The sequence below is a fragment of the Microcystis panniformis FACHB-1757 genome (assembly GCF_001264245.1).
Lineage (GTDB): Bacteria > Cyanobacteriota > Cyanobacteriia > Cyanobacteriales > Microcystaceae > Microcystis > Microcystis panniformis.
In genome coordinates this window covers 1,441,998-1,463,614 of the sequence record NZ_CP011339.1, presented here as the reverse complement: position 1 = coordinate 1,463,614, position 21,617 = coordinate 1,441,998, and the positions used below count along the sequence as shown (strand labels likewise).

Here is a 21,617-nt window from a genome sequence, read left to right as displayed (position 1 = left end):
ATGAACTATTCTGCTGAAGTTTTTTGCAGTGCAATGAAAGCTTATACTAAATTGATTTTTGATAGTATCATTAACTGCCAATCCAACTTTAAAAACCCACTTGCCACTTGCCACTTCCCACTTCCCACTCTATACTTGTTAAATAAGATTTAGTATAACTCGATCGCTGTTAAAATTGCGGTAGAATCAGGAGAGGGTTGGGTTTCATGCTTCAAACCAACCTACGTTCTTTTTCAATAAGATTTATAGCGTTTTTCAGTCTGCTAAGGTACAAAAGTTATGGGTTTTAGGCACTTATGCAAAAGGGAAGAAAAATAGGTGTACCTTACTAGCTTAGGAAACGCTATAGTTAAACACCGAATTTTGAACAATTATGCAACAATTTATTCAACAGTTAAAAATCGATTTATCCTTGACAGTGATCTAGCAGTTTCATCATTTACTTTCCTAAATATACTTAGCTAATCATCGCCAATAAACCTTGATAAAAAATCTGAAAACTAGGAGAACAATTATGAGCAGGAGTCATAAATTGAGAAATTTCTCGGGCTGCTTTCACTTTTTCTAAACCTCCTCGATGATACCCAGCTTTTTGAAGTATCTTTTCTAAGTTTTCCCAAGTTCCGCCCGTAATTTCATCGGGTTTTCTGTATTTTGCTTGCTGTCCCACATTAGTAGAAACTTTGGGATAGGCTGAGACTATAGCCTGAATATCACCAAAAAACCAAGCTTCTAGTTCTTCTATAGCAATTCTATTTAACACCTGAAATGTTTTTTTATCTTCACTAATCGTTTTGGTGATCAGTCCTGTTTGTTGGGCAATATTTTCTAACTTTTCTTTGAGCATTTGACAATCTTCATTGTCTCTATCTACAAGAATAATGATTCGATAATCATCGGGTATCCAGCATTGATAGCCTTTTAATCGCTCCGGTAGTTTTTTGATTAAATCGGATTTACCTCGAAAGGCATGAATTTTATAGGTGACATTCTCAAATAATATTTTAGGTAAAATTCGATTTAAACATTCTTGGGTAGAAAATTCTTCAACTAAAAATTCAATATGCACTTTTTCCCTCCTTTGCTATTAAACTTAAATGCTAGGATTACCCACATCAAAATAGTCCTCCATCCATAATTGACCCAACAAAGCACCATTTTGAATAAATTCCTTAACTCCTTGCATTGCTGAAGTACGTTTAGCTTGAGTAAAACCATTTTCATCTCGATAAAGTACCCAAACCTCATCTGGTTTCAAACCATCTACAAAAAAGGGAGAATGAGTTGTTACCATTAATTGTGTACTTGCGGTCGCTGCCCGACATTCTTCTGCTAATTCAGGTAATAAACGGGGATGAAGATGATTTTCTGGTTCTTCTATTCCCAGTACTTGCGGAGGGCTTGGATCGTATAATATAGTTAAATAAGCCAACATTTTTAAAGTGCCATCGGAGGCAAATTTGGAAAGAATTGGCTCTTGAAAAGGTGCGTCTTTAATTTGAAGTAAAAGCTGTCCATTCGGCATAATAGATGCTTCGACTTTTTCTAATCTAGGAATTCGACGAGAAAGGGTTTGTAAAATAGATTCTAATCGTTGAGGATGATCTTCTTTTAAATATTGAATAACATTAGGTAAATTGTCACCAGTTGGCGATAATCTTTCTTGCGCTCCTGCTTCTGGTTGAGTGCGAGTATTATCTGCGGTTAAGTAGGAAAGATACCAACTTGTGATAAAACGACGCAAAGCACTAACCCGGGGATGTTTGGCCAATTGTCCGAGGGTACTAACAGCTAAAAATTCTGGGGAGTCTAATCGTTCATAAATTCGTTCATCTTCTTCTTGGGGATTTTCTCCACTAATCACTATTCCTTCCCCTTCTTTAAAGTTTAAAAAGCGATAAGGTTTGCCCCTCGCTCCTTGTCTCCACTGTAACCATTCTTCGGCAACATAAGGGCGATTGTTAGCTTCATTAATAGCCAAATGATAGGTAATTAAAGGTGATGCAAATTTTTCTCGATATTTTAATTCGATAATGATGTAACCTTCTTGTCCTCTGGTTCTTAATTCTTTAAATCTTCCCCGTTTGTCCCAAGCTTTTTTTAAACCAACAGTAAAACATTCAGAGAGGAAAGCAAAGACATCAAATATGGTAGATTTTCCGCTCCCATTAGGACCGAGAAAAACGGTTAAAGGAGCAATGCTTTTTAATTCTAAGTCCTGTAAAGCTCGGTAATTTTGTACGCGCAGATTTTCGATTCGAGGTATAGAGTTTTTAGACATTGATTGTTGCTCTCTGCTGCTTTTAGCTCGTCTTGTCCCAGATTAGCTGTTAATTTTCCCAGTTCCCGCAAAAAACTGGTCAATTTTTAGTAATCTCGCTCTTCTGGACTGGTTATAGCAAATTAGCTCTCCTGATTCTACCGCAATTTTAACAGCGATCGAGTTATACTAAATCTTATTTAACAAGAACGTAGGTTGGGCTTCGGCCGTGAGCTTTTGCCGAACGGTTGAAGCATGAAACCCAACGCTCTCCCGATTCTACCGCACTCCGAGTTTTTTCTTGGGGATAATCTCCTAACTTCTGACTATCCACTGCCGATTCCCGCAAAGGATAGCCATTTATTCTATCAGATTGAGAAGATATTACTTATGATAACACTTGTGACTATATTTTTCACTGCCTTGCTGGCAGTTACGGATTTTACTTACCAAGTTTTGATTCATTTTCCCATACAAATTCTTAATTCTTTGGGGTCGTTGCTGTCCTATGGAGTAATCGGACTGATAATTTTAGTCCTAGTGTGGATTGTGGGTGACTGATTTCTCGGTAGAAAAAAATGAGAGAATCAGCCTTAGCCAATTCTCCCCAATTTAAACCAACTTTTAATTTTTACTGTTCACTAGCCACTGCTTGGGGTTGTCCTTGCGGTTGGAATTGGAACAGGGAATAAACCACGTTGCGACGGATATCAATCATCATTTCTAAAAACATCTCGTAGCCTTCCTGTTTATACTCAATTAGGGGGTCTTTTTGACCGTAACCGCGTAAACCAATCGACTCGCGTAAAGCTTCCATAGCTTGCAGATGTTCGCGCCATAACATATCGATTTGTTGCAGAATAAAATAACGTTCGGCATCGCGCATTAAACCGGCGCGAATATTATCCACTTGACGTTCTTTAATTTCGTAGGCTTTGCGAACTTCTTCGTGTAGGAACATCTTGATATCATTAACACTCATATCCTCGATATCTTTAGCGGTAATATCTGCCAACAGATGGACGAATTCCTGAGACTTACTAATCAGTTTTTCTAAATCCCATTCTTCCGCCGGCAGTTCGGGATTCACATAAGCCGTGACGATTTCATCCATGGTTTTTTCGGCGTATTGCAGCACCTGTTCTTTTAAGTCCATCCCCTCCAAAACCCGACGACGTTCGGCATAAATAGCGCGCCGTTGATTATTCATCACCTCGTCGTATTCAAACACCTGTTTCCTGGCATCATAATAGAAGGTTTCCACTTTTCTTTGCGCTCCTTCCAGAGAACGAGTTAACATTCCCGATTCAATGGGCATATCTTCTTCCACCCGGAAGGCATCCATTAAACCCGCCACGCGGTCGCCCCCAAAAATCCGCAATAAATTGTCTTCTAGGCTTAAAAAGAAGCGTGTGGAACCAGGGTCGCCCTGTCTGCCCGCCCGGCCTCGCAATTGGTTGTCAATACGGCGGGATTCGTGGCGTTCCGTCCCGATAACGTGCAGTCCGCCCCTTTCTACTACCTCATCGTGTTCTTTACCCGTGTAATCTTCATAACTTTTGCGAATTAATTTATAGACTTCCCGTAACTTTTGAATAACCGGGTCATCCGTCGGGGCTTTTTCGGCTGCGATAGCGATTTTTTCTTCTACTTCTAATTCCGGTAAACTTTGAGTTCCGTGGGTATCAACGGCAAATTTAACCGCTTCTTTCAGGGCATTTTCTACCTCTTTCGGTAACTCGGTGGGAAAAATTTCTGCTGAGGCACGCCAGTTTTTTTCTTTTTATCCGGAGCGAATCCTTGGGGGCGATTGCGTTCGCCTAAACTGGGTAAACTAAAGGCCAAATTGTCATCCTCGGGCATAACTAATTTGGGCATTAAATACTCGCGAATTTTCAATCGGGCCATATAGTCGGAGTTACCACCGAGGATGATATCGGTTCCCCGTCCCGCCATATTCGTAGCAATAGTTACGGCCCCGGCCCGGCCTGCTTGGGCGACGATTTCCGATTCCCGTTCCACGTTTTCTGGACGAGCATTAAGTAAGTTATGGGGAATCTTTCTTTCCTGTAATAACAGCGAAAGCACTTCTGATTTTTCCACACTGGTGGTACCGACTAAAACTGGGCGACCCTGTTCGTGCATTTGTTGACATTCTTCGGCGACGGCGTTCCATTTTGCCTGTTCATTTTTATAGACCACATCGGCTAAATCTTGCCGACGAGAAACGCGGTTAGTGGGAATAATTGTTACTTGCAGGTTATAGACTTTTTCTAGCTCCGTTTCTTCGGTTTTGGCCGTCCCGGTCATGCCAGATAATTTCGGATAGAGCAGGAAAAAGTTTTGATAGGTAATCGTGGCTAAGGTTTGGGTTTCCTGTTGAATTTCTACCCCTTCCTTAGCCTCCACTGCCTGATGTAAACCATCGCCCCAACGTCGCCCCGGTAATACCCGTCCGGTGAATTCATCAACAATAACAATTTCACCGCTGCGGACGATATAGTTAACGTCTTTTTTCTGGAGTTCTTTGGCGCGAATAGCGTTAGAAATATAATGCGCCCAGGGATTTTCTTGGTCGTATAAATCGGTAACTCCTAATAGTTCTTCCGCTTTTTTAAAGCCTTCATCGGTCATTAAAACGTTACGGTCTTTTTCGTTAACTTCGTAGTCTCCCGGTCCGTCTTCTACTTCTTGGCGTACTAATTGCTTGGCGATTTCGGCGGCGAGAATATATTTTTCTGTGGGCCGATCGATCGCTCCTGATATAATTAATGGAGTTCTGGCCTCATCGATAAGAATTGAGTCCACCTCGTCAATAACGCAGTAGTTAAAGGGTCTTTGGACAACTTCCCCCATCACTGTAGCCATGTTATCGCGCAGATAATCAAAGCCGAGTTCGCTGTTAGTGGTGTAGGTGATGTCACAGGCATAATTTTTCTTTCTTTCTTCCGGACTCATGCCGGCTTGAATTAGTCCCACACTTAACCCTAAAAAGCGGTGTACCTGCCCCATCCATTCCGCGTCACGACGGGCGAGATAATCGTTAACGGTGACGACGTGAACCCCTTTTCCGGTCAATCCATTCAAATAAGCGGGGAGAGTGGCAACCAGGGTTTTTCCTTCCCCGGTTTTCATCTCGGCGATTTGTCCTTTGTTCAGTACCATTCCCCCCAATAACTGCACGTCAAAGTGACGCATCCCTAAGACTCGGATTCCCGCTTCCCGGACAATGGCGAAAGCTTCGGGGAGGATTTCCTCGAGAATCTCCTCTCTTTCGTCATAATTTCTCGCTTTGTCCAATCTTTCCTTAAATTCGCTGGTTTTGCTCCTTAATTCCTCATCGGACAGGTTTTTAATGTCTTCTTCCAGCAGGTTGATTTCGGTGACGAGGGGCTGAAATTTTTTAATTTTGCGGGCGTTGGGGTCTCCGAGTAGGGCTTTTAACATAGCAGTTTTTATTCTCTCGCTTCGATTGGCTCTTGGTCTGTGGTGTTAACAATTGTATCACTCTGGTTGGGAGTGGAGAATCATTTATCGGTGAACAGGGACGGCGTTGTCAGATTCAGAAGAGGAAAGATGCAATGCTCCCAACTGATTCGGAGCATCTTTCAATTTGACAACGCCGATTGTAGGGCTAATTCATGAATTAGCCCTACGCCGATTGTAGGGCTAATTCCACTGCTAAATCGAGCGACTCTTGTTCCCCACTTAAGGCCAACTATCGGCACTATTCGTTCATTAAACACTAATTGTCAAGATGCCATGTAATCTTTCCTATCAAAGTAATTTCAGTTCCGGTGCTGATTCGGAGATCTTTCAATTTGACAACGCCAAAATTTTTGAGACATTTCAATATAAATTTAAAAGGCAACCGCAACAAAAAAGGAAGAAAAACCCTAATAAATATAACCTAGAAGACGCTTTATCTGTGGTTGAAACCTGCGATAAAATATCAATCTAGGGTTTGCGGCAAAAAGTACGGGCGAAGCATTCGGATAGAAAATCTCCGGTTTCACCGATAGGTTATTGCCCGAATGCTTCGCCCCTACAGGACGCGGGCCGATGAAAACGCAAGGTTTTGAAGCACGATTCTCTCAAAATCTTGCACCTGTACTGATTATTGATTCTCCCTTTTACCTGTCCTGATATGTAGCCTATAGTCAACGGATTTAGAGTTAATCTTCTCTCACCGGTGGCTTAACTAAAGGGGAAACCACCATATTTATTGATAATTATATCGGCTCTTCGGGACTTGGTATGGTTCGATAGGGGGGCATAAATCGACTAAATCCTTATCTGGTAAGGGATTTAATTGATTAGTTCACTCTAGATCGCAAACAATTGACAAAAATTGCGGTAATGTCTGTCTCTATAAGGGTTTCATTCCTTATAACCCCGTCCATTGCATAAGACAAACCGAAGAACCATTATATCTATGGTTTCCATAATTGCGATCGATTCGCCCAAAATGGAGATAATTTGTTGATAATGTTCTAGGTCATCGTAGCTAAGGTGGCGACCTTTGCGGTCTTTTAGCCACTTCTGACACACTTGATAACCGCCGATATAAAAGTTCCAAATTTGGGGCGGAATCCCCGCAAAATACTGGTCAGAATTAATCGAAATTTGTTGTTTATTTTCGTCATATTTCACCTGTTCGACTAGATTAGAACCCGCCACGGGATAGCTACTAATTTCTTTTCCCGTTGCTTTCATCAGGTGTAAATGTACTAATCTGTCACCTTTTTTGACTAATTCCCAGAATAATTCTTGATTACTGGTTAGGGGAACACGAGGAAAGTCTATTTTTAAAAATTCGGCGTAACGTTGGCGATATTGGGGAGAGTGAAAGACGGCATAGATATAGTTAAAAATGTCTTCTGGTCCAAAGGTTTTCTTTTCGTCTCCTTTGCCATCACTGATAAATTCTAAGTCAAGTTTTGCCGAAAGTTCCTTAATAAATTCAGGCGCTAGATTGGGACGGCGACCATTTGGCGAGTTGGTTGGTTCTGTTTCAAATAGGGTTGGGGTATTGGTTGGATAAAGATAAAGGGGGAATACTTGATTTGCTTCTCTACTCGTTGTTGAAATAACACAATCATTAGCAGGTTGATCAGATAACCAACAATGTCTATAACCTAATGTTGCCTGTTGTCTAGAAGATAGTAAGCATAAATTTTCTTTTCCCAAGACATGATCAATTAACTCTCGCCTAGGTCTGTCCATGATCAAATCACTATAATAACAATAACGCTGGTCAAAAGGACGATAGAGACAAGTAGTTATTTTATTTTGCCATTGGTCATCTAAACGAATTGCTTGACGAACTCTATTTAATTTCCAATCTCGGTTATCTTTAATATCATACTTAGTAGTATAATCTTCGTTAGAAAGATTATTTTCTCTTAGTTCTTGAAATCTTTTAGTTATCTTATATTTGTCAAAATCTATAGCAAAATTATCTCGATGAGTCTGAAATCCTAAGACATTCACTGGCATAATTTCAGTAATCTTCCAAAATTGATCGTATTCCGAGCGCAGATTAATATTCTGAGGTTTAAATAGATAAAAAGGAGAATCAGGTTGTAATTCTTGCCAAGAAGTAGAATAAAGATCATTTTCCTCTAACCAATGATACTTACCACCGACAATAACTTGATTCTCAATCATCTCTCTTTTGCCCCATAAATCAGCATGATAAACTTTAGCTAAATTTGAAGAACCATTGTGATATTTAATAAAAATACCAATAGCTACACCTTGCTGAATATCAAACACATTTTGATCCGGTGAACCGTCGGGACAAACTTCTTTTTTCTTACTATTGCCGTGTAAATCGAGAATATAAATATCATCAAAAGTTTTTAATAAACTTTGACGCATTCCCCGAAAAGTTGGGTTATCCAGATAACCATGATTAGTAACAAAAGCTAAAATTCCGTAACCAGTTTTCTCGATGCGCCATTGACTAAAGCGAATAAATTTGACATAATCATCATTTAACCATTTGGGATTTTTTTCGCCTAAAGGTTGCTCATCTACTTCAAAATAACTAGCAGTTTTTTCTCCAGAAATAATATCTTTTCCCTTCAATAATTCCTTAATCCATTCTCCTGTATTTACGGAATGTCCAGAGTAGGGAGGATTACCAATAATCACCATAACCGGATGTTCTTGCTTAACACCTTGCGCTGACTCTGCTTCATCGCGAATACGATTTAAAAAACCATCAGCAGGGGGAATTTGAAAAGCTTCCTGTAGGGTGTTGGTGAGATAGATTCCCAAGCGTTCATCGGCACTAAAATCATAGCCTAATTCCTGAAGTTGTAAACCTAATTTCATGTGTGCTACGGTGTAGGGAGCCATCAGTAACTCAAACCCAAAGAGACGGGGTAATAAATGTTTACTGACATAACTAGACCACATCCCTTTCTGTTGACGAAAACTATCATAGATATGGTCGATAACAGAGTGTAAAAAAGTGCCAGTTCCCACAGCAGGATCGAGGATTAAAACTTGGTGAACTTCCTGAGTTTCTTGGCTATCATTAGGATTCTTAATCGTAATTTTTTGGCATCGGCCAAACCTTTAGGAATCTGAAACTTATTTTTAGAATATAGTCCACACTGCGAACCATGTAAGAAACGACGGGTTCAGGGGTATAATAAACCCCCCTAGACTCACGCATTTTACTATCGTATTCGGCTAAAAAAGTCTCATAAAAGTGAACCACAGGATCCTGCTTGCGCGTGCGTTTTCCAAAGCTGCCGAGAATCCCCTCCATGTCCGTTTGTTGTAAAATAGTGGCTAGAGTATCCACGGCCCAAGTAATCCGCTCATCTAATTCTGTACCAGCAATTTGATGAAAAATTCCCCGCAAAAAAGGGTTAGTTTTTGGGAGGCGAAATGCTGCCGTTTCCCTGGAAAAAGAACTTATTTGATCCGTATTACAGCGTGCTGCGAATAAACCATAACAGATTGTTTGTGCATACATATCGGCAAACTGCGCTTCATTGAGATCACTAATTAAAACTCGTTGAAAAGATTGCAATTGTTGCCGCAACATTCCCCCGCAATCTTGATCTTTTAAAGCTTGGCCGATTGCATCTCGAATTAACTGCGCTAAAGCGGCCATTTTTTTGGCTAATTCTCGCGGTGTTGTTATCTGAATAACTTTTGAGAGGAAAAATTGACAGAACAATTGTTCTACTTGTAAAATACCCTGGGAATCAGGTTTAATTTGCTTTTTTTGATTAAGACTTGCCACGGCAGCTGATAGACGCAATTCTCCCGATACATACCAACGAAATTCTAAATGATCGGTGATAATTAAATTACCCAAAGCCTGTAAATAACGTTTTATTTGGGGAGTATTTTCAACCTTTTTGAGAGAAGTTCCGATATCTTTTGCTTCCAGATGGCCAATTTCTACCATACCCTGATTAATCACAAAATCTGGAGCGCCACAAGCAATCCTTTTGGGTTCATTGAGAGCTTGTAGGTTATTATTTAGGGATTCAATTAATTTTTTTAAAGCAGGACGATAACTGTGTTCTGTGGCGTTACCCTGTTGATAAATGCCCGTGATTTCCTCTAGATATTTTGGCAGTGAGTTACTCATTATCGTTGCGACATACAAACGTTCTTCTATAGATAAAATATAACCTCATTTAGCCCCAATGTCCACTGAGATGCCCTCATCCTGCTTTATCCCTCTCCTCAAGGATACCAAAATTAGCTAAAATGAAATAATAGGCGATAATCTCATCTCAACAACTTCACCAAAATATTAACGATGGTCAAAGCATCATCTCCCTTATCTCTAGAGCATCTCTATCATGTTCCCACCTACACTATAGCCGATACTGCGCGCTATCTCCATATTCCTTTACCCACTCTGAGAACGTGGGTACGAGGACGCACCTACCCCACTAAAAAAGGACAAAAAGAGTTTTTACCCCTCATTCAACGACCTAATCCGAATATTCCGCAACTTTCCTTTACTAACTTAGTGGAAGCGCACGTTTTAAGAGTTATTCGCAAAGTTCATAACATCCCTCTCGATAAAGTTAGACTGGCACTAGACTATATTAGTGAACAATTTAACACCGATCATCCTCTGGTTCAAAAACAATTTAGTACCGATGGAACTGACCTTTTTATTGAACAATTTGAACATTTAATTAATGCCTCCCGTTCGGGACAATTGACGATGAAACAATTCTTAAATAATCTCTTAACTCGTATTGAATGGGATGAACAAGATATCGCCACACGGCTTTTTCCCACTATCGACATAAATGGGGAAGACTTCAGCAATAAAGTCCTAAAGATAGACCCTAATATTTCCTTTGGAAACCCCGTGATCACAGGAACAGGAATTCCCACTAAAGTTGTCACAGAACTTTATGATGCGGGGGACTCTATAGAAGATATTGCCAATGATTATAATTGTCAACCTTGGCAAATTGAAAAAGCGATTTTATTCGAGTGCAATTGGCAAGCGGCATGACCTATCAATACACCTATTTTATCGACCGCGCTTTAGGAAAATCTATCGGTGAAGCTTTGCAAGAAATAGGGGTTAAAATTGAATTTCATCATGCCCATTTTGCCCCAGATGCACCGGATACGGAGTGGCTACCTATTGTTAGTCAAAGAGGATGGATAGTATTAACTAAAGATGTAAACATTGGTAGAAATATTTTAGAAGTTCAACAGATAGCCCGTTATCAGGCTCAAGTATTTGTTCTAGTTTCTGGCAACTTACCTCGTCAAACCATGGTTAATATTTTTGTCGAAACAATCGATAAAATTGAAAAAATAACTCAAGGTAATCAAGCCCCTTTTATCGCCAAAATATACCAAGATTTTCAAGTAAAATTGTGGAAAAACAAAAATGAATTAACCAGAATAATAGAAACTATGTAAAACTTATTAAAATATTTTTTATTCAGTAAAAAATTACAGCTAAATTTGTTGACAATATTCTCACCATTACCTTTGATGCAATTGTCGAAATTGTCTGAGCAGTGAACCGGTTTAATCAACTTCTTAATCCCCCCACTTGCTGTTAAATTTATCTCCGTTCACTTCACCCAGGGGAAGGGGGACTTCTGGCGAGATTTGAGTTAAACTAGAAAGGTTGACTATTGACAAACATCGATCGCACAGGAGTAAATTATGTCTAGAGTCTGTACTATGACGGGGAAAAAGGCCAATAACGCCTATGCGGTGTCCCACTCCCACCGTCGCACCAAAAAATTACAAGAAGCTAACCTACAATGGAAAAGAGTTTGGTGGTCGGAAGGCAACCGTTGGGTAAAACTACGCATCTCCACCAAAGCTATCAAAACCATTGAAAAGAAAGGATTAGCCGTCTTCGCTAGAGAAGTAGGCTTAAACTTAAATTTGTACTAGGCGAGTAGTTCATGAGTGGAGACGAATCGGCCTTATTGTTGACTCCTCTGCTTTTGATTATTAAGTATTGCAACAGGCCGTGATCTGGGGTGAAAACTACCTTTAAGATTAAAAACTTAAAACGACCTGTTCAGGAGAATTTCAATGTATTCAACCCTATTAATGGCCGCCACCGCCGTACAAGGTTCCAGCGAATGGAGTCCCAAAGTGGCGATTGTCATGATTATCTGCAATATTCTCGCTATTGCTTTCGGTAAAGCGACTATTAAACAACAAAATGTCGGTCCTGCTTTACCTTCCCCCGCTTTATTCGGTGGTATGGGATTAGGCGCTTTACTGGGTACTACCAGTTTTGGTCATGTCCTCGGCGCCGGTGTCATCCTCGGTCTTTCCCGTCTGGGGGTTATCTAAATATGTTTTGATTTTCTCAATCGGTGGCCAAAAGTCACCGATTTCTTTTGTGAAAAATTCTCGACTATATAAGTAGGTAGGCGTTAAAAATTATCAGACACCCCCGTTATCAAGGGTAGGGTTGATTCATGAATCAACCCTACCTTATCAAGGGGGATCAAGGGGGGATATAGGGGGGATTTAATTAGAACCAGCTACTTAATAAATATGACTCTACCTCAAAAAAATTCTTTTTGGTACGATGAGCGATTTCAGAAGATTTTTCTACAGGTAATTATTCTGCTAATTGTCTGCCTAATTTTCTGGTTTTTTGGCCGCAATTTAGTGATTAATTTCCAACGTTTGCGCCTAAGTTTTGGCTTTGGCTTTCTCTTTGATCCTGACCGACCAGCCTCTTTTGCGATTGGTGACTCTCCTATTGCCTACAGTCCCACCGATACCTATTTTCGCGCTCTTTTGGTGGGATTAGTTAATTCCCTCCGCATTATGATTAGTGGCATATTTTTGGCGATTAGTCTGGGAATAGTCATCGGGTTAGGTCGCTTGTCGGATAATTGGTTAATTCGTCAGTTAGCAACAATTTATGTGGAAACTATTCGCAATACTCCTTTATTATTACAATTATTTTTCTGGTATTTTGCTGTGTTTCTGAAACTGCCGAAAATTGAGGACTCTCTAGAGTTTTTTGGCAGGGTATTTTTAAATAACTCAGGAGTCTATTTACCTTTTCCTGCCAATAGTTTCAGGACATGGTTAGCCTTAGCTATAATGATTTTAGGAATAATTATCTCAGTATTTTTATACCTAAAAAATAAACTTGGTTTATGTCTAACTAGCCTACTAATCCTAGTTATAATTCCTCTAATCTGGGGTTTACAATGGCAAAGTCCCCAAGTTAATCCTCTTAATCAAAATATTGACTTCGGTTTACATCTTTCTTCTGAGTTTGCTACTCTCCTAATCGGTTTAACTGTTTATACAGCTGCCTTTATTGCGGAAACGGTACGGGGAGGGATTCAATCGGTTAATCGGGGACAATGGGAGGCAGCTAAAGCCTTGGGATTAAAACCTTTATTAGTGATGAGATTAGTAATTTTTCCCCAAGCTTTGCCGGTGATTATTCCTCCTTTAACTAATGAATGTTTAAACCTTGTTAAAAACTCTAGTTTAGCGATCGCTATCGGTTATAATGATATTTATGCTATCTCTAGTACCATCGCTAATCAAACAGGAAAAGCTGTAGAGATGTTAATAGTAGTTATGGCCACCTATTTATTCTTTAATCTGGTGATTTCTCTGGCTATGAATCAATTAAACCAACGGGTAAAAATTCAGGAAAGGTAGCCTAACGCACCAGAATTTAGCGATAAATTAATTAATGAGCATTAGCAGAATATAAAGCGGTGATAATTGCTGTCACCGCAGGACTAAGACTAGATAAAACCACCACGGAAGCGGTGGCAATGATGATAGTAGTAGCCATTCTCACCATACCATCTGTACCTTTTTGATAGGCATCAAATTTATATTCTAATCGGTCAACTTTTTGACCAAGTTCTTCTCGCAATTGAATCAACGCTTCTCTGATGTCATCATTACTGGGATTTTCGGGAATTTGCATAACCTTAATTAGCAATCAACTAACAACTGCATATATTATAGCAGTTCTTAGCCATAAATTACAATTTTTTATCAGGAGGAGGAGTCAATCGCCAACGCACTAAAAAACTATCAATACTTTCTAAACATTCCAAGTCATCTTTAGGTAAATAAGAATCTTTTAACAAGAAAGAAAAAGCCTGCTGAAACTCTTGACTATCAGCTTGAATCGGACTAGCAAAATGACAAGGAATAACCTGTTTAATCGGCCATTGAGAAATTCTATCAACCCATTGACTAACCTCGTCAGTAGTGCGATTAAGAATCAAAGTTTGCAAAATTGGGGCTACTATTAACCTCCCCTCGCGACGCAAATTTAAAAAAGTCCTTTGCCAATCATCACCCCATTGAAAAGGGAATAAACCAAAATAGGCTTTTTTACTCTTTTCCTTAGCAGTAAAAGCATCTCGAAAGACCTTAATCCAATTGGGAACAGCTAAAACAGGAGGTTGAAAATAAAGAGCAAAAAGACAAATTCTTTGCCAACCCCGACGGCGATTTTCTGGGGTATCCTCCACCAAATCCTTAGCCGTATTTTTAGCGTGAAACAGCAGCGGATAGGGGTCTAATTCTAAAATAGCGGGGGGATTTTCTGGGATAGAAATAATGCCATCAGTCAGCAGCAGAGTTTGAGAGTAGTGATGAAAAAAAGCCACCTCCGAGAAGTATCCCACATTCAGATCGATTGCGGGTAAAATTTCATAACTAAAATCTTTTCCTAAAGGAGTAGTTGCCGAGTCAGCAGGTAAAATTTCCGTTCGTTTTGCTGGTAAACCCAACCAACTCAAAGGTAAATTAAGAGGAAAACTCCATTGATTAGGAGCAACATAAACTATAGCCTTAGGAAAATAACGGGCAAAAGGACCCACAAAAACCTTATGTTCAATCCCAGAAATCGTCGGCAAAATAATATATTTAACTTCCCCGTGTTCACTTTCCAACTCACGCATTAAGCGAATACATTCAGGAGTCGGGGCCACTGGTGCATAAACAAATAAACCCCCAGATGCTAACTTAATTACCGTCATGCGAATCGGCACGACCACATAGAAAATACCCTGCAATTGCTCAAATGTCCAGAGCGTATCTTTCACCACTTCTTTGCGAATTGTCCGTCTTTGACCGTAGGGATAAAGTGGTACAATTGGCCAAAAAGGCCATGATAAATCTTGCGGAGTTATTGCGGCTTTTGTCATCGTCTGATTCTATCGCTGAAAATCTCTATTTTAGTTATCATAAACCCTTCTAATCCCCATGACTAATAAACTGCCCATTGATTCTTTGGTCAATACTTGGAATAGTCTCACGGGGGAAGTGATGAAAAGACTCCCCATCGACCAGTTGACTAATACTGTCCTCCAGTGGTTTAGTGTTAGTGACACTCAAGTGGCGGAAATTTTAGAAAAAGTCCGTCAAGAATTACCCACCACCGAGGCGCTGTTAATCGGTAAACCCCAAACGGGAAAAAGTTCGATTATTCGGGGAATAACGGGAGTTTCGGCGGAAATCGTCGGGCAAGGTTTCCGTCCCCACACCCAAAACACCCAGCGCTACACCTACCCCGCAGAAGATTTACCCCTGTTGATTTTTACCGATACGGTGGGGTTAGGGGATGCCTATCAACACACAGAGACGATAATCGCGGAATTATTAGCAGATTTAGCCGAAAACACGGGACGCGCCCAAGTTTTTATCGTGACGGTAAAAATTGATGATTTTGCCACCGATAGCCTTCTGGAAATTACCAAGCAACTGCGGCAAAAATATCCTAAAATACCCTGTTTACTGGCTGTCACCTGCCTTCATCAGCTTTATCCTCCTAATACCGTTGATCATCCCCCTTATCCTCCCGATTTCGAGGATATCAATCGTGCCTATCAAGAAATTAAAGAAACTTTTAAGGATTTATATGACAATTCTGTGGTAGTCGATTTCACCCTAGAGGAAGACGGTTACAACCCCGTTTTTTACGGTTTAGAGGCATTTAGAGACAATTTAGCTGATTTATTGCCAAAAGCCGAGGCTAACACCATCCACCAACTTTTAGATCGGGAAACCAGCGATAAATTAGGCCATCTCTATCGGGACGTGGCCCGACGCTATATGTTAGCCTTTTCCGTCATAGCGGGAACCTTGGCGGCGATTCCCTTACCCTTCGCGACTATGCCCGTGTTAACCGCCCTACAAGTGTCAATGGTGGGGGTTTTAGGTAAATTATACGGTCAAGTCTTAACCCCATCCCAAGCCGGTGGAATTGTCAGTGCGATCGCTGGTGGCTTTTTGGCCCAGGCCATCGGTCGGGAATTGGTGAAATTTATCCCCGGTTTTGGCAGTGTCATCGCCGCTTCTTGGTCCGCTGCCTATACCTGGGCCCTAGGAGAGGGTGCTTGTGTCTATTTTGGCGATTTAATGGGGGGTAAAAAACCCGATCCTAAGAGGATTCAAAGGGTGATGAAAGAGGCTTTTTCTGCTGCCCAAGAAAGATTTAAAAATGTCGCTACGGGAGGAGATAATTGAGCTTATAAATATCAAAAGAATTTTCTTTTTTTGACCAGATTATTGTAGTGCTGTAGAGCATATTCTGCATCTGATAAACGCAAATCTACTTCAAGATTGCCGAAAAAACCTCCTGCCATGGTAGTATGTTCCTGAGCTTGAGAGGCAGCCCGTATAACTTTCTCAAGTTTTGCAGATATTATTGAAGCTTTTCTTTGTAGTAATTCTAGCCTTGGCTGTTGTATTCCAAAATAAATGTAAATTATGAATGATTGCGAAACGATAGTTATTATAAGAATTGTAATAATTGTAATTATTTTTGTAGAAAATAACCAATAAACACCCATCGTCCAGGTAAATGTTAACAGCAACCATAAAAAATCGAAGTTTCTTTGCTGCCTATCTATTTGTTCGCATATATTAAGAAGCTTCTCAGAGTATTCATTTAACAAAGAGATAATCAGCTTTCTGTCTTCCTGATCAAAAATAGCCATTAGCTTACTTCTCCTAAACGCTCAATGAGATTTGAAAAAGAGACTCGATCGCATTAAGAAAATACCTAAAATTGGCAACTTTTAATCGTTGATCATAACCTTGGGTAGTTGGTATCAGTAACTCATTATCTCCTGAAAGAAAGTTTTCCATTACTAATGAAGTAGAGCGATATTCATGAATAAAATTGTTTGCTCCTCGCTGATTACGAATATTTTGGATAAGTTGTTCATAGGCTCCCTCAACATAGTGTTTATTAACCTCTAACCTGTTGTTCCACCATAGATCCTGCTTGGTAACTAAAGTAATTACTACGGTTTTTCTTTGATCAGCAATTGATAAATGTGGCTCTATTCTTCTTAAAACATCTAACTCCCGATTACGACAAACTGCCGCATATTCTCTTAGAAACTCCTCTAAAGTCATACCACTTTGATACAGCCGGTGCTGAGTATAGCTAAACTCTCCAAAGGAGTGATAACCCCATGACACCACATGAATAATTAGCTTAATTTTTCCACCGACCAAAGTTCTTAAAAGATCATCCCAAGTATCTTCTCGACGCTTTTGGCCGGGGGCAACTATTACTGAGCCAATCTTATTACTTTCCAGCTTGTACTGTTCAATTGATATTGACTCTTGATAAGTTTGCAGGAGACCGCTTAACTCAAACTCACCCGATAATAGCTTACCGAGGGTGCTTTTACCCGTGCCACCAGCACCAAAAATTGCAATTTTTAATTCTCCATTCTTCAATAAATCAAAAATTCTCTTAAATGTGGGAAATAGTTTCTCCGAAATCTCAATTACGCCTACGCCTGTACCAATTGCCTCAATGGTTTCAACAAACATAATTGACTTCCATAGGGTTACTAAATTAGTTTAACTTAATTGATCAACTTTGGTGATTGTATGATACTGCCAGCCCTAATCTGAATTGGGACATATTGCGATATTTCTGTCTAACCAAATTGATCTGATCCAGAATTACACACCCATTATAACAGACTGAAGAAATCTTCGGCCATCAGAAACGAGAATAATAGCGATCGCATCTGTTCAGTGCGAAGTCTGACTCCTCACCTAACGGTCTAATGTATCAGACTTATCTGAAATGACTATAACTTTTGGATGGGATGCACAATTGGCATTCATATCTTGATTCAGCAACACCTAAAACTGTTAGAATAGGTCAAGTCAATTAACTAGAGGCCCTATGTTAGCTCTAACCTATCCACACATAGAAAAAAGTGACGACCAACCCGCACATTTACAAAGATTACCGCGTATCCGGGTTGCTCAAATTGTCATGGACTACATCGCCTATGGTTGGTCCGTAGAAGAAATCTGTCGTCAACACCTTTATTTAACCCTAGCCGAAGCTCATGCAGCCATGGGTTACTATTTTGACCATCAAGAAGAAATTGACCAAGAAATCACCCTGGAATGGCAACAAGTACAAGAAAATATGACTCATCAAGCTGCCAAGTCGCCTTTTTATATTCGTATGAAAGCAAAAGGGCTACTGTAAATGACTATTGCCTTGTACATGGATGTTCATGTTCCCCAAGCAATTACCGAACAGTTGCGTCGCCGAGGCATAGATGTATTAACAGCATTTGAAGACGGAACCGAACAACTACCTGATGATCAACTTTTGCTAAGAGTAACTGAGCTTAAGCGCATTCTCTTTACCCAAGACATTCGCTTTAGAGTTTTAGCGGAAACTTGGCAACTAACAGGCAAACCGTTTTCAGGTTTAATTTTTGGTCATCAACTTGGAGGCACTATTGGTCAATTTGTCAAGGATTTAGAATTGATTGCTAAGGCTTCTGAACCTGACGAATGGCTCAATACAGTTGAATATATCCCGTTCAAGTAATAGACAAAACATATCAAAAATGTGCCATCAGTTTCAGTGAGTAGCAGTATAATGGCTTTATGCAGTTTGACTGGGATAAAAATAAGGCAGAACGCAATCTATCAAAGCACGAAGTCTCAATTGAGGAAGCAAAAACTATTTTTGATGATTATCTCTATGTTGAATTCTACGATACAGATCATTTAGAAGGAGTTGATATTATGTTAGTTAAAGGAATTAAAAAAGGCAAAATTATTGAGTTATTAGAGGAAGTTGATTTTCCCGATAATGAAGAGATATTAGTAGAGATTAGAGAGGTTAATGATTTTTGGTCAGCCTTGCAAGATTTTAGGCAAAGGGTAGATTTGGCAAGTCTTGATGATGATACTTTTGATAATTTACGGGACAAGTCAACGGGGAGAGATGTTCATTTATGACTCTCAAGTATTTACTAGATACTAATGTTTTGTCAGAGGCTAAACGACCTCAACCTAATCAGAAGGTCATGACAAAGCTCAGGTTATCTAAACGGGAAATAGCCACAGCTACTCTGGTTATCCATGAGCTATTATTTGGTTGTTTTCGACTTCCTTTGTCCAAAAAACGCCAAGACCTAGAAGATTATGTAAATAATGTTATTTTAGCCAATCTACCTTTATTCGATTATGACTTAAAATCAGCCCAATATCACGCACGGGAAAGGGCAAGCTTATCTAAAGTTGGTAAGAGTCCTGCCTTTGTCGATGCTCAAATAGCGTCTATTGCTTTTACCAACAATTTGACTTTAGTTACCAATAATGTTGACGATTTTAAAGATTTTCAGGGTTTAGTGATTGAAAATTGGTTTCTCTAATCTAGGGTAAGTGCATCTTGACAATCCTTGACAAAATGAAGTTTATTGAGGTTGCTTACCCAGAGGACAATTCAGGCATATTTGCTTATAATTTGCCATCTCAATTGTTAAGCAATAATCGACCAAATGGGTCGAGTTCGTAACTTTTATGATTGACTGGTATTACTTGAAATGCCTACACAGCAAGCGACTCACAAAATTGGCCAATTGTCAATAGCGTTTGAGATACGCTCACCCTGTCTTTTTAATCTACCCAGAGAGTTTACCAGTATCATGATATAACCTCACTTAAACTATTGATTTCTCACTCCTTTTTCTCTGTTCCCTGTTTTCTCAAACAAGAGACTTGGTACTTCAACAGGATGAGAATTGCTATAATTGAATTAATAGTTAGGGGACAAAATTATCCAAAAAGAACACAATGACATTTTCACAACGAAAAAATATTCAACCGACGGAGGTTCCTGTCCAGATAGATTCTATGGATAGGGGATTGCGTAATGGGTTATGGTCTGCTATATCATTAAAATTTGTAGAACCGGGTTCTTTGTACTACGTCCAGAAAGGCAATTGTCGCCATGAGATTGTCTTAAGGCGGTTATGGCATAATTATTTTAAGATGCCACTTGATGAATGCCCAACTTCTTGGCCTAAACTTGTTGAATTTATCCGTGAGCGCTTTTTCCAGTTTAAGTGGAACGAGGTTTACGATTTCATCGAATGCCTGATATCTTCTTTTGACGAAAAGGACGAAAACATAGTTAGGAGTATGACCGAATTTATGAACAGTGTTATGGAACGAGACAACTGTGGCTATAGAATTGTTGATGGAAAGGTGGCAGACTTAATTGATGAACATACAAGAGATTCTATTGAAAATGCGGCAAACCAAAATCAGTTTGCTGGTGCTGCCACGCATATAACAACATCCGTTAGATTTCTTTACGATAGAGAAGACCCAGATTATCGTAATTCAATAAAAGAATCTATATCTGCGGTTGAATCTGCCTGTAGAGACTTTACGGGTGATCCAAAAGCTACACTTGGGAAATCAATCAAGAAAATTGAAGAAATGGGGTATCTTCATCCTGTCCTAAAGGAGGCTTTGTCCAAGTTATATGGATACACAAGCGATGAATCGGGAATACGCCATGCACTGACTGATCATAGCGCCGTAACAAAAGATGATGCGGTATTTATGCTTTCGGTTTGTTCAGCATACATTAATTATCTCATAGCCAAAAGTGCCTCAAGGTGATGGCGTTGTAGCACCTTAAACCCTATACTTTACCCACAGTTAAAAACGAAAGGAAAAAGGCAGTAAATCCGAGAGATTAAAACAATAATTTTGCTGAGTTCCACAGATAATAATCTCCGCTTGCGGTGCTAATTCGGCTATCCATTGACGACAGGCTCCGCAGGGAGTTAACTGACTAATATCATCCTTCCCATCGATACAGGCTATAGCGATCGCCCGTACTTCTCGATCGCCCGCCGCGATTATTTGCGCTAAAGTTGCCCTTTCCGCACACAAACTCAAGCCATAACTCGCGTTCTCTACATTAGTACCAGCATAAATCTTTTTATTTGTCAAGACCGCTGCCCCCACCCGAAAACGGGAATAGGGAGAATAGGAAAGTTTCGCCACTTCCCGAGCAGTGTCACAGAGTTGTTGTCTTTCTTGGTCAGATAGGGTCATCGGCTGCCGATAGCAGGGAGTGGGGAATTGGGGAATTGGGGTGTGGGGTGTGGGGAGTTTTCTGAGTGAACTGATAACTGATAACTGATAACTGACTCCTAACCCAATGGTAGATGTTGGATTGTTGCAGGAGTTCTATTCTCCGACAAAGATAAGCAAAAATTATTTATTGACTGCAAAAACTTGAGAATATTTAAATTAACATTACGCAATATTTATAAATTCTTAAAAATTAATTGAGAAAGATTTTTATTTAACAACGATGTTATGAAGGTAACAGCGATTTGATAGAATTTCATAATGGGTTGTTTTGTGCCTTTTTGGACAGCAGTGCTTGAAACCCTTGCCACACCTAGAAGGTGATCCTAATTAAGACGGGTAAATCAGTCAATTTCACCCACAACGATGATCTTTTTTTTATGTAGTTTTATTGCAAAAAAAAAGTTTTTTTGACAAAAAGCACAAA

At 39.8% G+C, this 21,617-nt stretch carries 21 protein-coding genes and 2 pseudogenes; 12 read left to right on the top strand and 11 right to left on the bottom strand.

Translation table 11 applies throughout. The features are described 5' to 3' along the window. Positions 1-457 precede the first annotated feature (457 nt). From VL20_RS07145 to VL20_RS33645, 6 genes and pseudogenes are all read right to left on the bottom strand, one after another. Positions 458-1,069, bottom strand: coding sequence for a DUF4276 family protein (locus tag VL20_RS07145; RefSeq protein ID WP_052276065.1), 612 nt, complete (start codon positions 1,067-1,069; stop codon positions 458-460). A 24-nt stretch (positions 1,070-1,093) separates the two neighbouring features. Next, entirely contained in the window at positions 1,094-2,281 is a 1,188-nt protein-coding gene (locus VL20_RS07140) for an AAA family ATPase (protein WP_052276064.1), read from the bottom strand. 175 nt (positions 2,282-2,456) lie between these two features. After that, a complete protein-coding gene (locus tag VL20_RS31625; protein WP_284526030.1) occupies positions 2,457-2,594 on the bottom strand; it encodes a hypothetical protein in 138 nt (45 codons plus the stop codon). A gap of 297 nt (positions 2,595-2,891) precedes the next feature. After that, positions 2,892-5,707, bottom strand: a pseudogene (secA, locus tag VL20_RS07130) (preprotein translocase subunit SecA). A gap of 933 nt (positions 5,708-6,640) precedes the next feature. Beyond that, positions 6,641-8,755, bottom strand: a complete 2,115-nt coding sequence (locus tag VL20_RS07120; RefSeq protein WP_369800448.1) for a type ISP restriction/modification enzyme — start codon at positions 8,753-8,755, stop codon at positions 6,641-6,643. 61 nt (positions 8,756-8,816) lie between these two features. After that, complete coding sequence (locus VL20_RS33645) at positions 8,817-9,881, bottom strand: hypothetical protein (protein ID WP_369800447.1); 1,065 nt, start codon at positions 9,879-9,881, stop codon at positions 8,817-8,819. Between the two features lie 174 nt (positions 9,882-10,055). Here VL20_RS33645 and VL20_RS07115 point away from each other — a divergent pair, with 174 nt between their 5' ends. The 5 genes from VL20_RS07115 to VL20_RS07095 all read left to right on the top strand — a co-directional run bounded on the left by VL20_RS07115 (position 10,056) and on the right by VL20_RS07095 (position 13,435). Beyond that, a complete protein-coding gene (locus VL20_RS07115; protein ID WP_052276061.1) occupies positions 10,056-10,772 on the top strand; it encodes a DUF433 domain-containing protein in 717 nt (238 codons plus the stop codon). Continuing rightward, positions 10,769-11,191, top strand: coding sequence for a PIN-like domain-containing protein (locus VL20_RS07110; RefSeq protein ID WP_052276060.1), 423 nt, complete (start codon positions 10,769-10,771; stop codon positions 11,189-11,191). Before VL20_RS07115 ends, VL20_RS07110 begins: the two co-directional genes overlap by 4 nt. Before the next feature lie 252 nt (positions 11,192-11,443). Then, positions 11,444-11,680 carry a 50S ribosomal protein L28 gene (rpmB, locus tag VL20_RS07105; RefSeq protein ID WP_002732080.1) on the top strand — a complete coding sequence of 79 codons (237 nt, stop codon included), beginning with the start codon at positions 11,444-11,446 and terminating at the stop codon, positions 11,678-11,680. Positions 11,681-11,824: 144 nt separating this feature from the next. After that, positions 11,825-12,091 (top strand): photosystem I reaction center subunit PsaK, encoded by a 267-nt coding sequence (gene psaK, locus VL20_RS07100; protein WP_002734065.1) that lies wholly within the window; start codon positions 11,825-11,827, stop codon positions 12,089-12,091. 207 nt (positions 12,092-12,298) lie between these two features. Then, the gene (locus VL20_RS07095) at positions 12,299-13,435 is read left to right on the top strand and encodes an amino acid ABC transporter permease (protein WP_052276059.1); all 1,137 of its coding nucleotides are present in this window, start codon (positions 12,299-12,301) and stop codon (positions 13,433-13,435) included. Positions 13,436-13,466: 31 nt separating this feature from the next. On the opposite strand, the gene VL20_RS07090 is transcribed toward VL20_RS07095, so the two are convergent. Both VL20_RS07090 and VL20_RS07085 read right to left on the bottom strand, forming a co-directional pair. Then, positions 13,467-13,712 carry a ssr2422 family thylakoid membrane protein gene (locus VL20_RS07090; RefSeq protein ID WP_004157920.1) on the bottom strand — a complete coding sequence of 82 codons (246 nt, stop codon included), beginning with the start codon at positions 13,710-13,712 and terminating at the stop codon, positions 13,467-13,469. Between the two features lie 58 nt (positions 13,713-13,770). After that, on the bottom strand, positions 13,771-14,946 hold the full coding sequence (locus tag VL20_RS07085; protein ID WP_052276058.1) for a DUF4336 domain-containing protein: 1,176 nt from the start codon (positions 14,944-14,946) through the stop codon (positions 13,771-13,773). Between the two features lie 58 nt (positions 14,947-15,004). On the opposite strand from VL20_RS07085, the gene VL20_RS07080 reads away from it, so the two are divergent. Next, positions 15,005-16,267 carry a YcjF family protein gene (locus VL20_RS07080; RefSeq protein WP_052276057.1) on the top strand — a complete coding sequence of 421 codons (1,263 nt, stop codon included), beginning with the start codon at positions 15,005-15,007 and terminating at the stop codon, positions 16,265-16,267. 11 nt (positions 16,268-16,278) lie between these two features. On the opposite strand, the gene VL20_RS07075 is transcribed toward VL20_RS07080, so the two are convergent. Both VL20_RS07075 and VL20_RS07070 read right to left on the bottom strand, forming a co-directional pair. Continuing rightward, positions 16,279-16,740: a hypothetical protein gene (locus VL20_RS07075; RefSeq protein ID WP_052276056.1), complete on the bottom strand. Its 462-nt coding sequence runs from the start codon at positions 16,738-16,740 to the stop codon at positions 16,279-16,281. A 13-nt stretch (positions 16,741-16,753) separates the two neighbouring features. After that, positions 16,754-17,590, bottom strand: a complete 837-nt coding sequence (locus VL20_RS07070; RefSeq protein WP_002787179.1) for an ATP-binding cassette domain-containing protein — start codon at positions 17,588-17,590, stop codon at positions 16,754-16,756. Positions 17,591-17,954: 364 nt separating this feature from the next. Between VL20_RS07070 and VL20_RS07065 the strand changes: the two genes are divergently transcribed. The 6 genes and pseudogenes from VL20_RS07065 to VL20_RS07045 all read left to right on the top strand — a co-directional run bounded on the left by VL20_RS07065 (position 17,955) and on the right by VL20_RS07045 (position 20,710). After that, entirely contained in the window at positions 17,955-18,269 is a 315-nt protein-coding gene (locus VL20_RS07065) for a DUF433 domain-containing protein (RefSeq protein WP_052276055.1), read from the top strand. Further along, positions 18,270-18,620: a DUF5615 family PIN-like protein gene (locus VL20_RS07060; protein WP_052276054.1), complete on the top strand. Its 351-nt coding sequence runs from the start codon at positions 18,270-18,272 to the stop codon at positions 18,618-18,620. Between the two features lie 59 nt (positions 18,621-18,679). Then, positions 18,680-18,763: pseudogene (locus VL20_RS33640) on the top strand (BrnT family toxin); the annotation flags it as partial. Between the two features lie 57 nt (positions 18,764-18,820). Further along, positions 18,821-19,036: a hypothetical protein gene (locus VL20_RS33635; RefSeq protein ID WP_024970209.1), complete on the top strand. Its 216-nt coding sequence runs from the start codon at positions 18,821-18,823 to the stop codon at positions 19,034-19,036. After that, positions 19,033-19,452, top strand: coding sequence for a type II toxin-antitoxin system VapC family toxin (locus tag VL20_RS07050; RefSeq protein WP_052276053.1), 420 nt, complete (start codon positions 19,033-19,035; stop codon positions 19,450-19,452). Before VL20_RS33635 ends, VL20_RS07050 begins: the two co-directional genes overlap by 4 nt. 421 nt (positions 19,453-19,873) lie before the next feature. Then, positions 19,874-20,710 carry an AbiJ-NTD4 domain-containing protein gene (locus tag VL20_RS07045; RefSeq protein ID WP_052276052.1) on the top strand — a complete coding sequence of 279 codons (837 nt, stop codon included), beginning with the start codon at positions 19,874-19,876 and terminating at the stop codon, positions 20,708-20,710. Between the two features lie 39 nt (positions 20,711-20,749). On the opposite strand, the gene cdd is transcribed toward VL20_RS07045, so the two are convergent. Next, positions 20,750-21,151 carry a cytidine deaminase gene (cdd, locus tag VL20_RS07040; RefSeq protein WP_052276051.1) on the bottom strand — a complete coding sequence of 134 codons (402 nt, stop codon included), beginning with the start codon at positions 21,149-21,151 and terminating at the stop codon, positions 20,750-20,752. Between the last annotated feature and the right edge of the window lie 466 nt (positions 21,152-21,617).

Bases quoted from the DNA above. Each gene is read 5' to 3' on its own strand.
- VL20_RS07140 (WP_052276064.1), bottom strand. From the start codon at position 2,281: ATGTCTAAAAACTCTATACCTCGAATCGAAAATCTGCGCGTACAAAAT.
- VL20_RS33645 (WP_369800447.1), bottom strand. From the start codon at position 9,881: ATGAGTAACTCACTGCCAAAATATCTAGAGGAAATCACGGGCATTTAT.
- VL20_RS07115 (WP_052276061.1), top strand. From the start codon at position 10,056: ATGGTCAAAGCATCATCTCCCTTATCTCTAGAGCATCTCTATCATGTT.
- VL20_RS07110 (WP_052276060.1), top strand. From the start codon at position 10,769: ATGACCTATCAATACACCTATTTTATCGACCGCGCTTTAGGAAAATCT.
- rpmB (WP_002732080.1), top strand. From the start codon at position 11,444: ATGTCTAGAGTCTGTACTATGACGGGGAAAAAGGCCAATAACGCCTAT.
- psaK (WP_002734065.1), top strand. From the start codon at position 11,825: ATGTATTCAACCCTATTAATGGCCGCCACCGCCGTACAAGGTTCCAGC.
- VL20_RS07095 (WP_052276059.1), top strand. From the start codon at position 12,299: ATGACTCTACCTCAAAAAAATTCTTTTTGGTACGATGAGCGATTTCAG.
- VL20_RS07090 (WP_004157920.1), bottom strand. From the start codon at position 13,712: ATGCAAATTCCCGAAAATCCCAGTAATGATGACATCAGAGAAGCGTTG.
- VL20_RS07085 (WP_052276058.1), bottom strand. From the start codon at position 14,946: ATGACAAAAGCCGCAATAACTCCGCAAGATTTATCATGGCCTTTTTGG.
- VL20_RS07080 (WP_052276057.1), top strand. From the start codon at position 15,005: ATGACTAATAAACTGCCCATTGATTCTTTGGTCAATACTTGGAATAGT.
- VL20_RS07075 (WP_052276056.1), bottom strand. From the start codon at position 16,740: ATGGCTATTTTTGATCAGGAAGACAGAAAGCTGATTATCTCTTTGTTA.
- VL20_RS07070 (WP_002787179.1), bottom strand. From the start codon at position 17,590: ATGTTTGTTGAAACCATTGAGGCAATTGGTACAGGCGTAGGCGTAATT.
- VL20_RS07065 (WP_052276055.1), top strand. From the start codon at position 17,955: ATGTTAGCTCTAACCTATCCACACATAGAAAAAAGTGACGACCAACCC.
- VL20_RS07060 (WP_052276054.1), top strand. From the start codon at position 18,270: ATGACTATTGCCTTGTACATGGATGTTCATGTTCCCCAAGCAATTACC.
- VL20_RS33635 (WP_024970209.1), top strand. From the start codon at position 18,821: ATGTTAGTTAAAGGAATTAAAAAAGGCAAAATTATTGAGTTATTAGAG.
- VL20_RS07050 (WP_052276053.1), top strand. From the start codon at position 19,033: ATGACTCTCAAGTATTTACTAGATACTAATGTTTTGTCAGAGGCTAAA.
- VL20_RS07045 (WP_052276052.1), top strand. From the start codon at position 19,874: ATGACATTTTCACAACGAAAAAATATTCAACCGACGGAGGTTCCTGTC.
- cdd (WP_052276051.1), bottom strand. From the start codon at position 21,151: ATGACCCTATCTGACCAAGAAAGACAACAACTCTGTGACACTGCTCGG.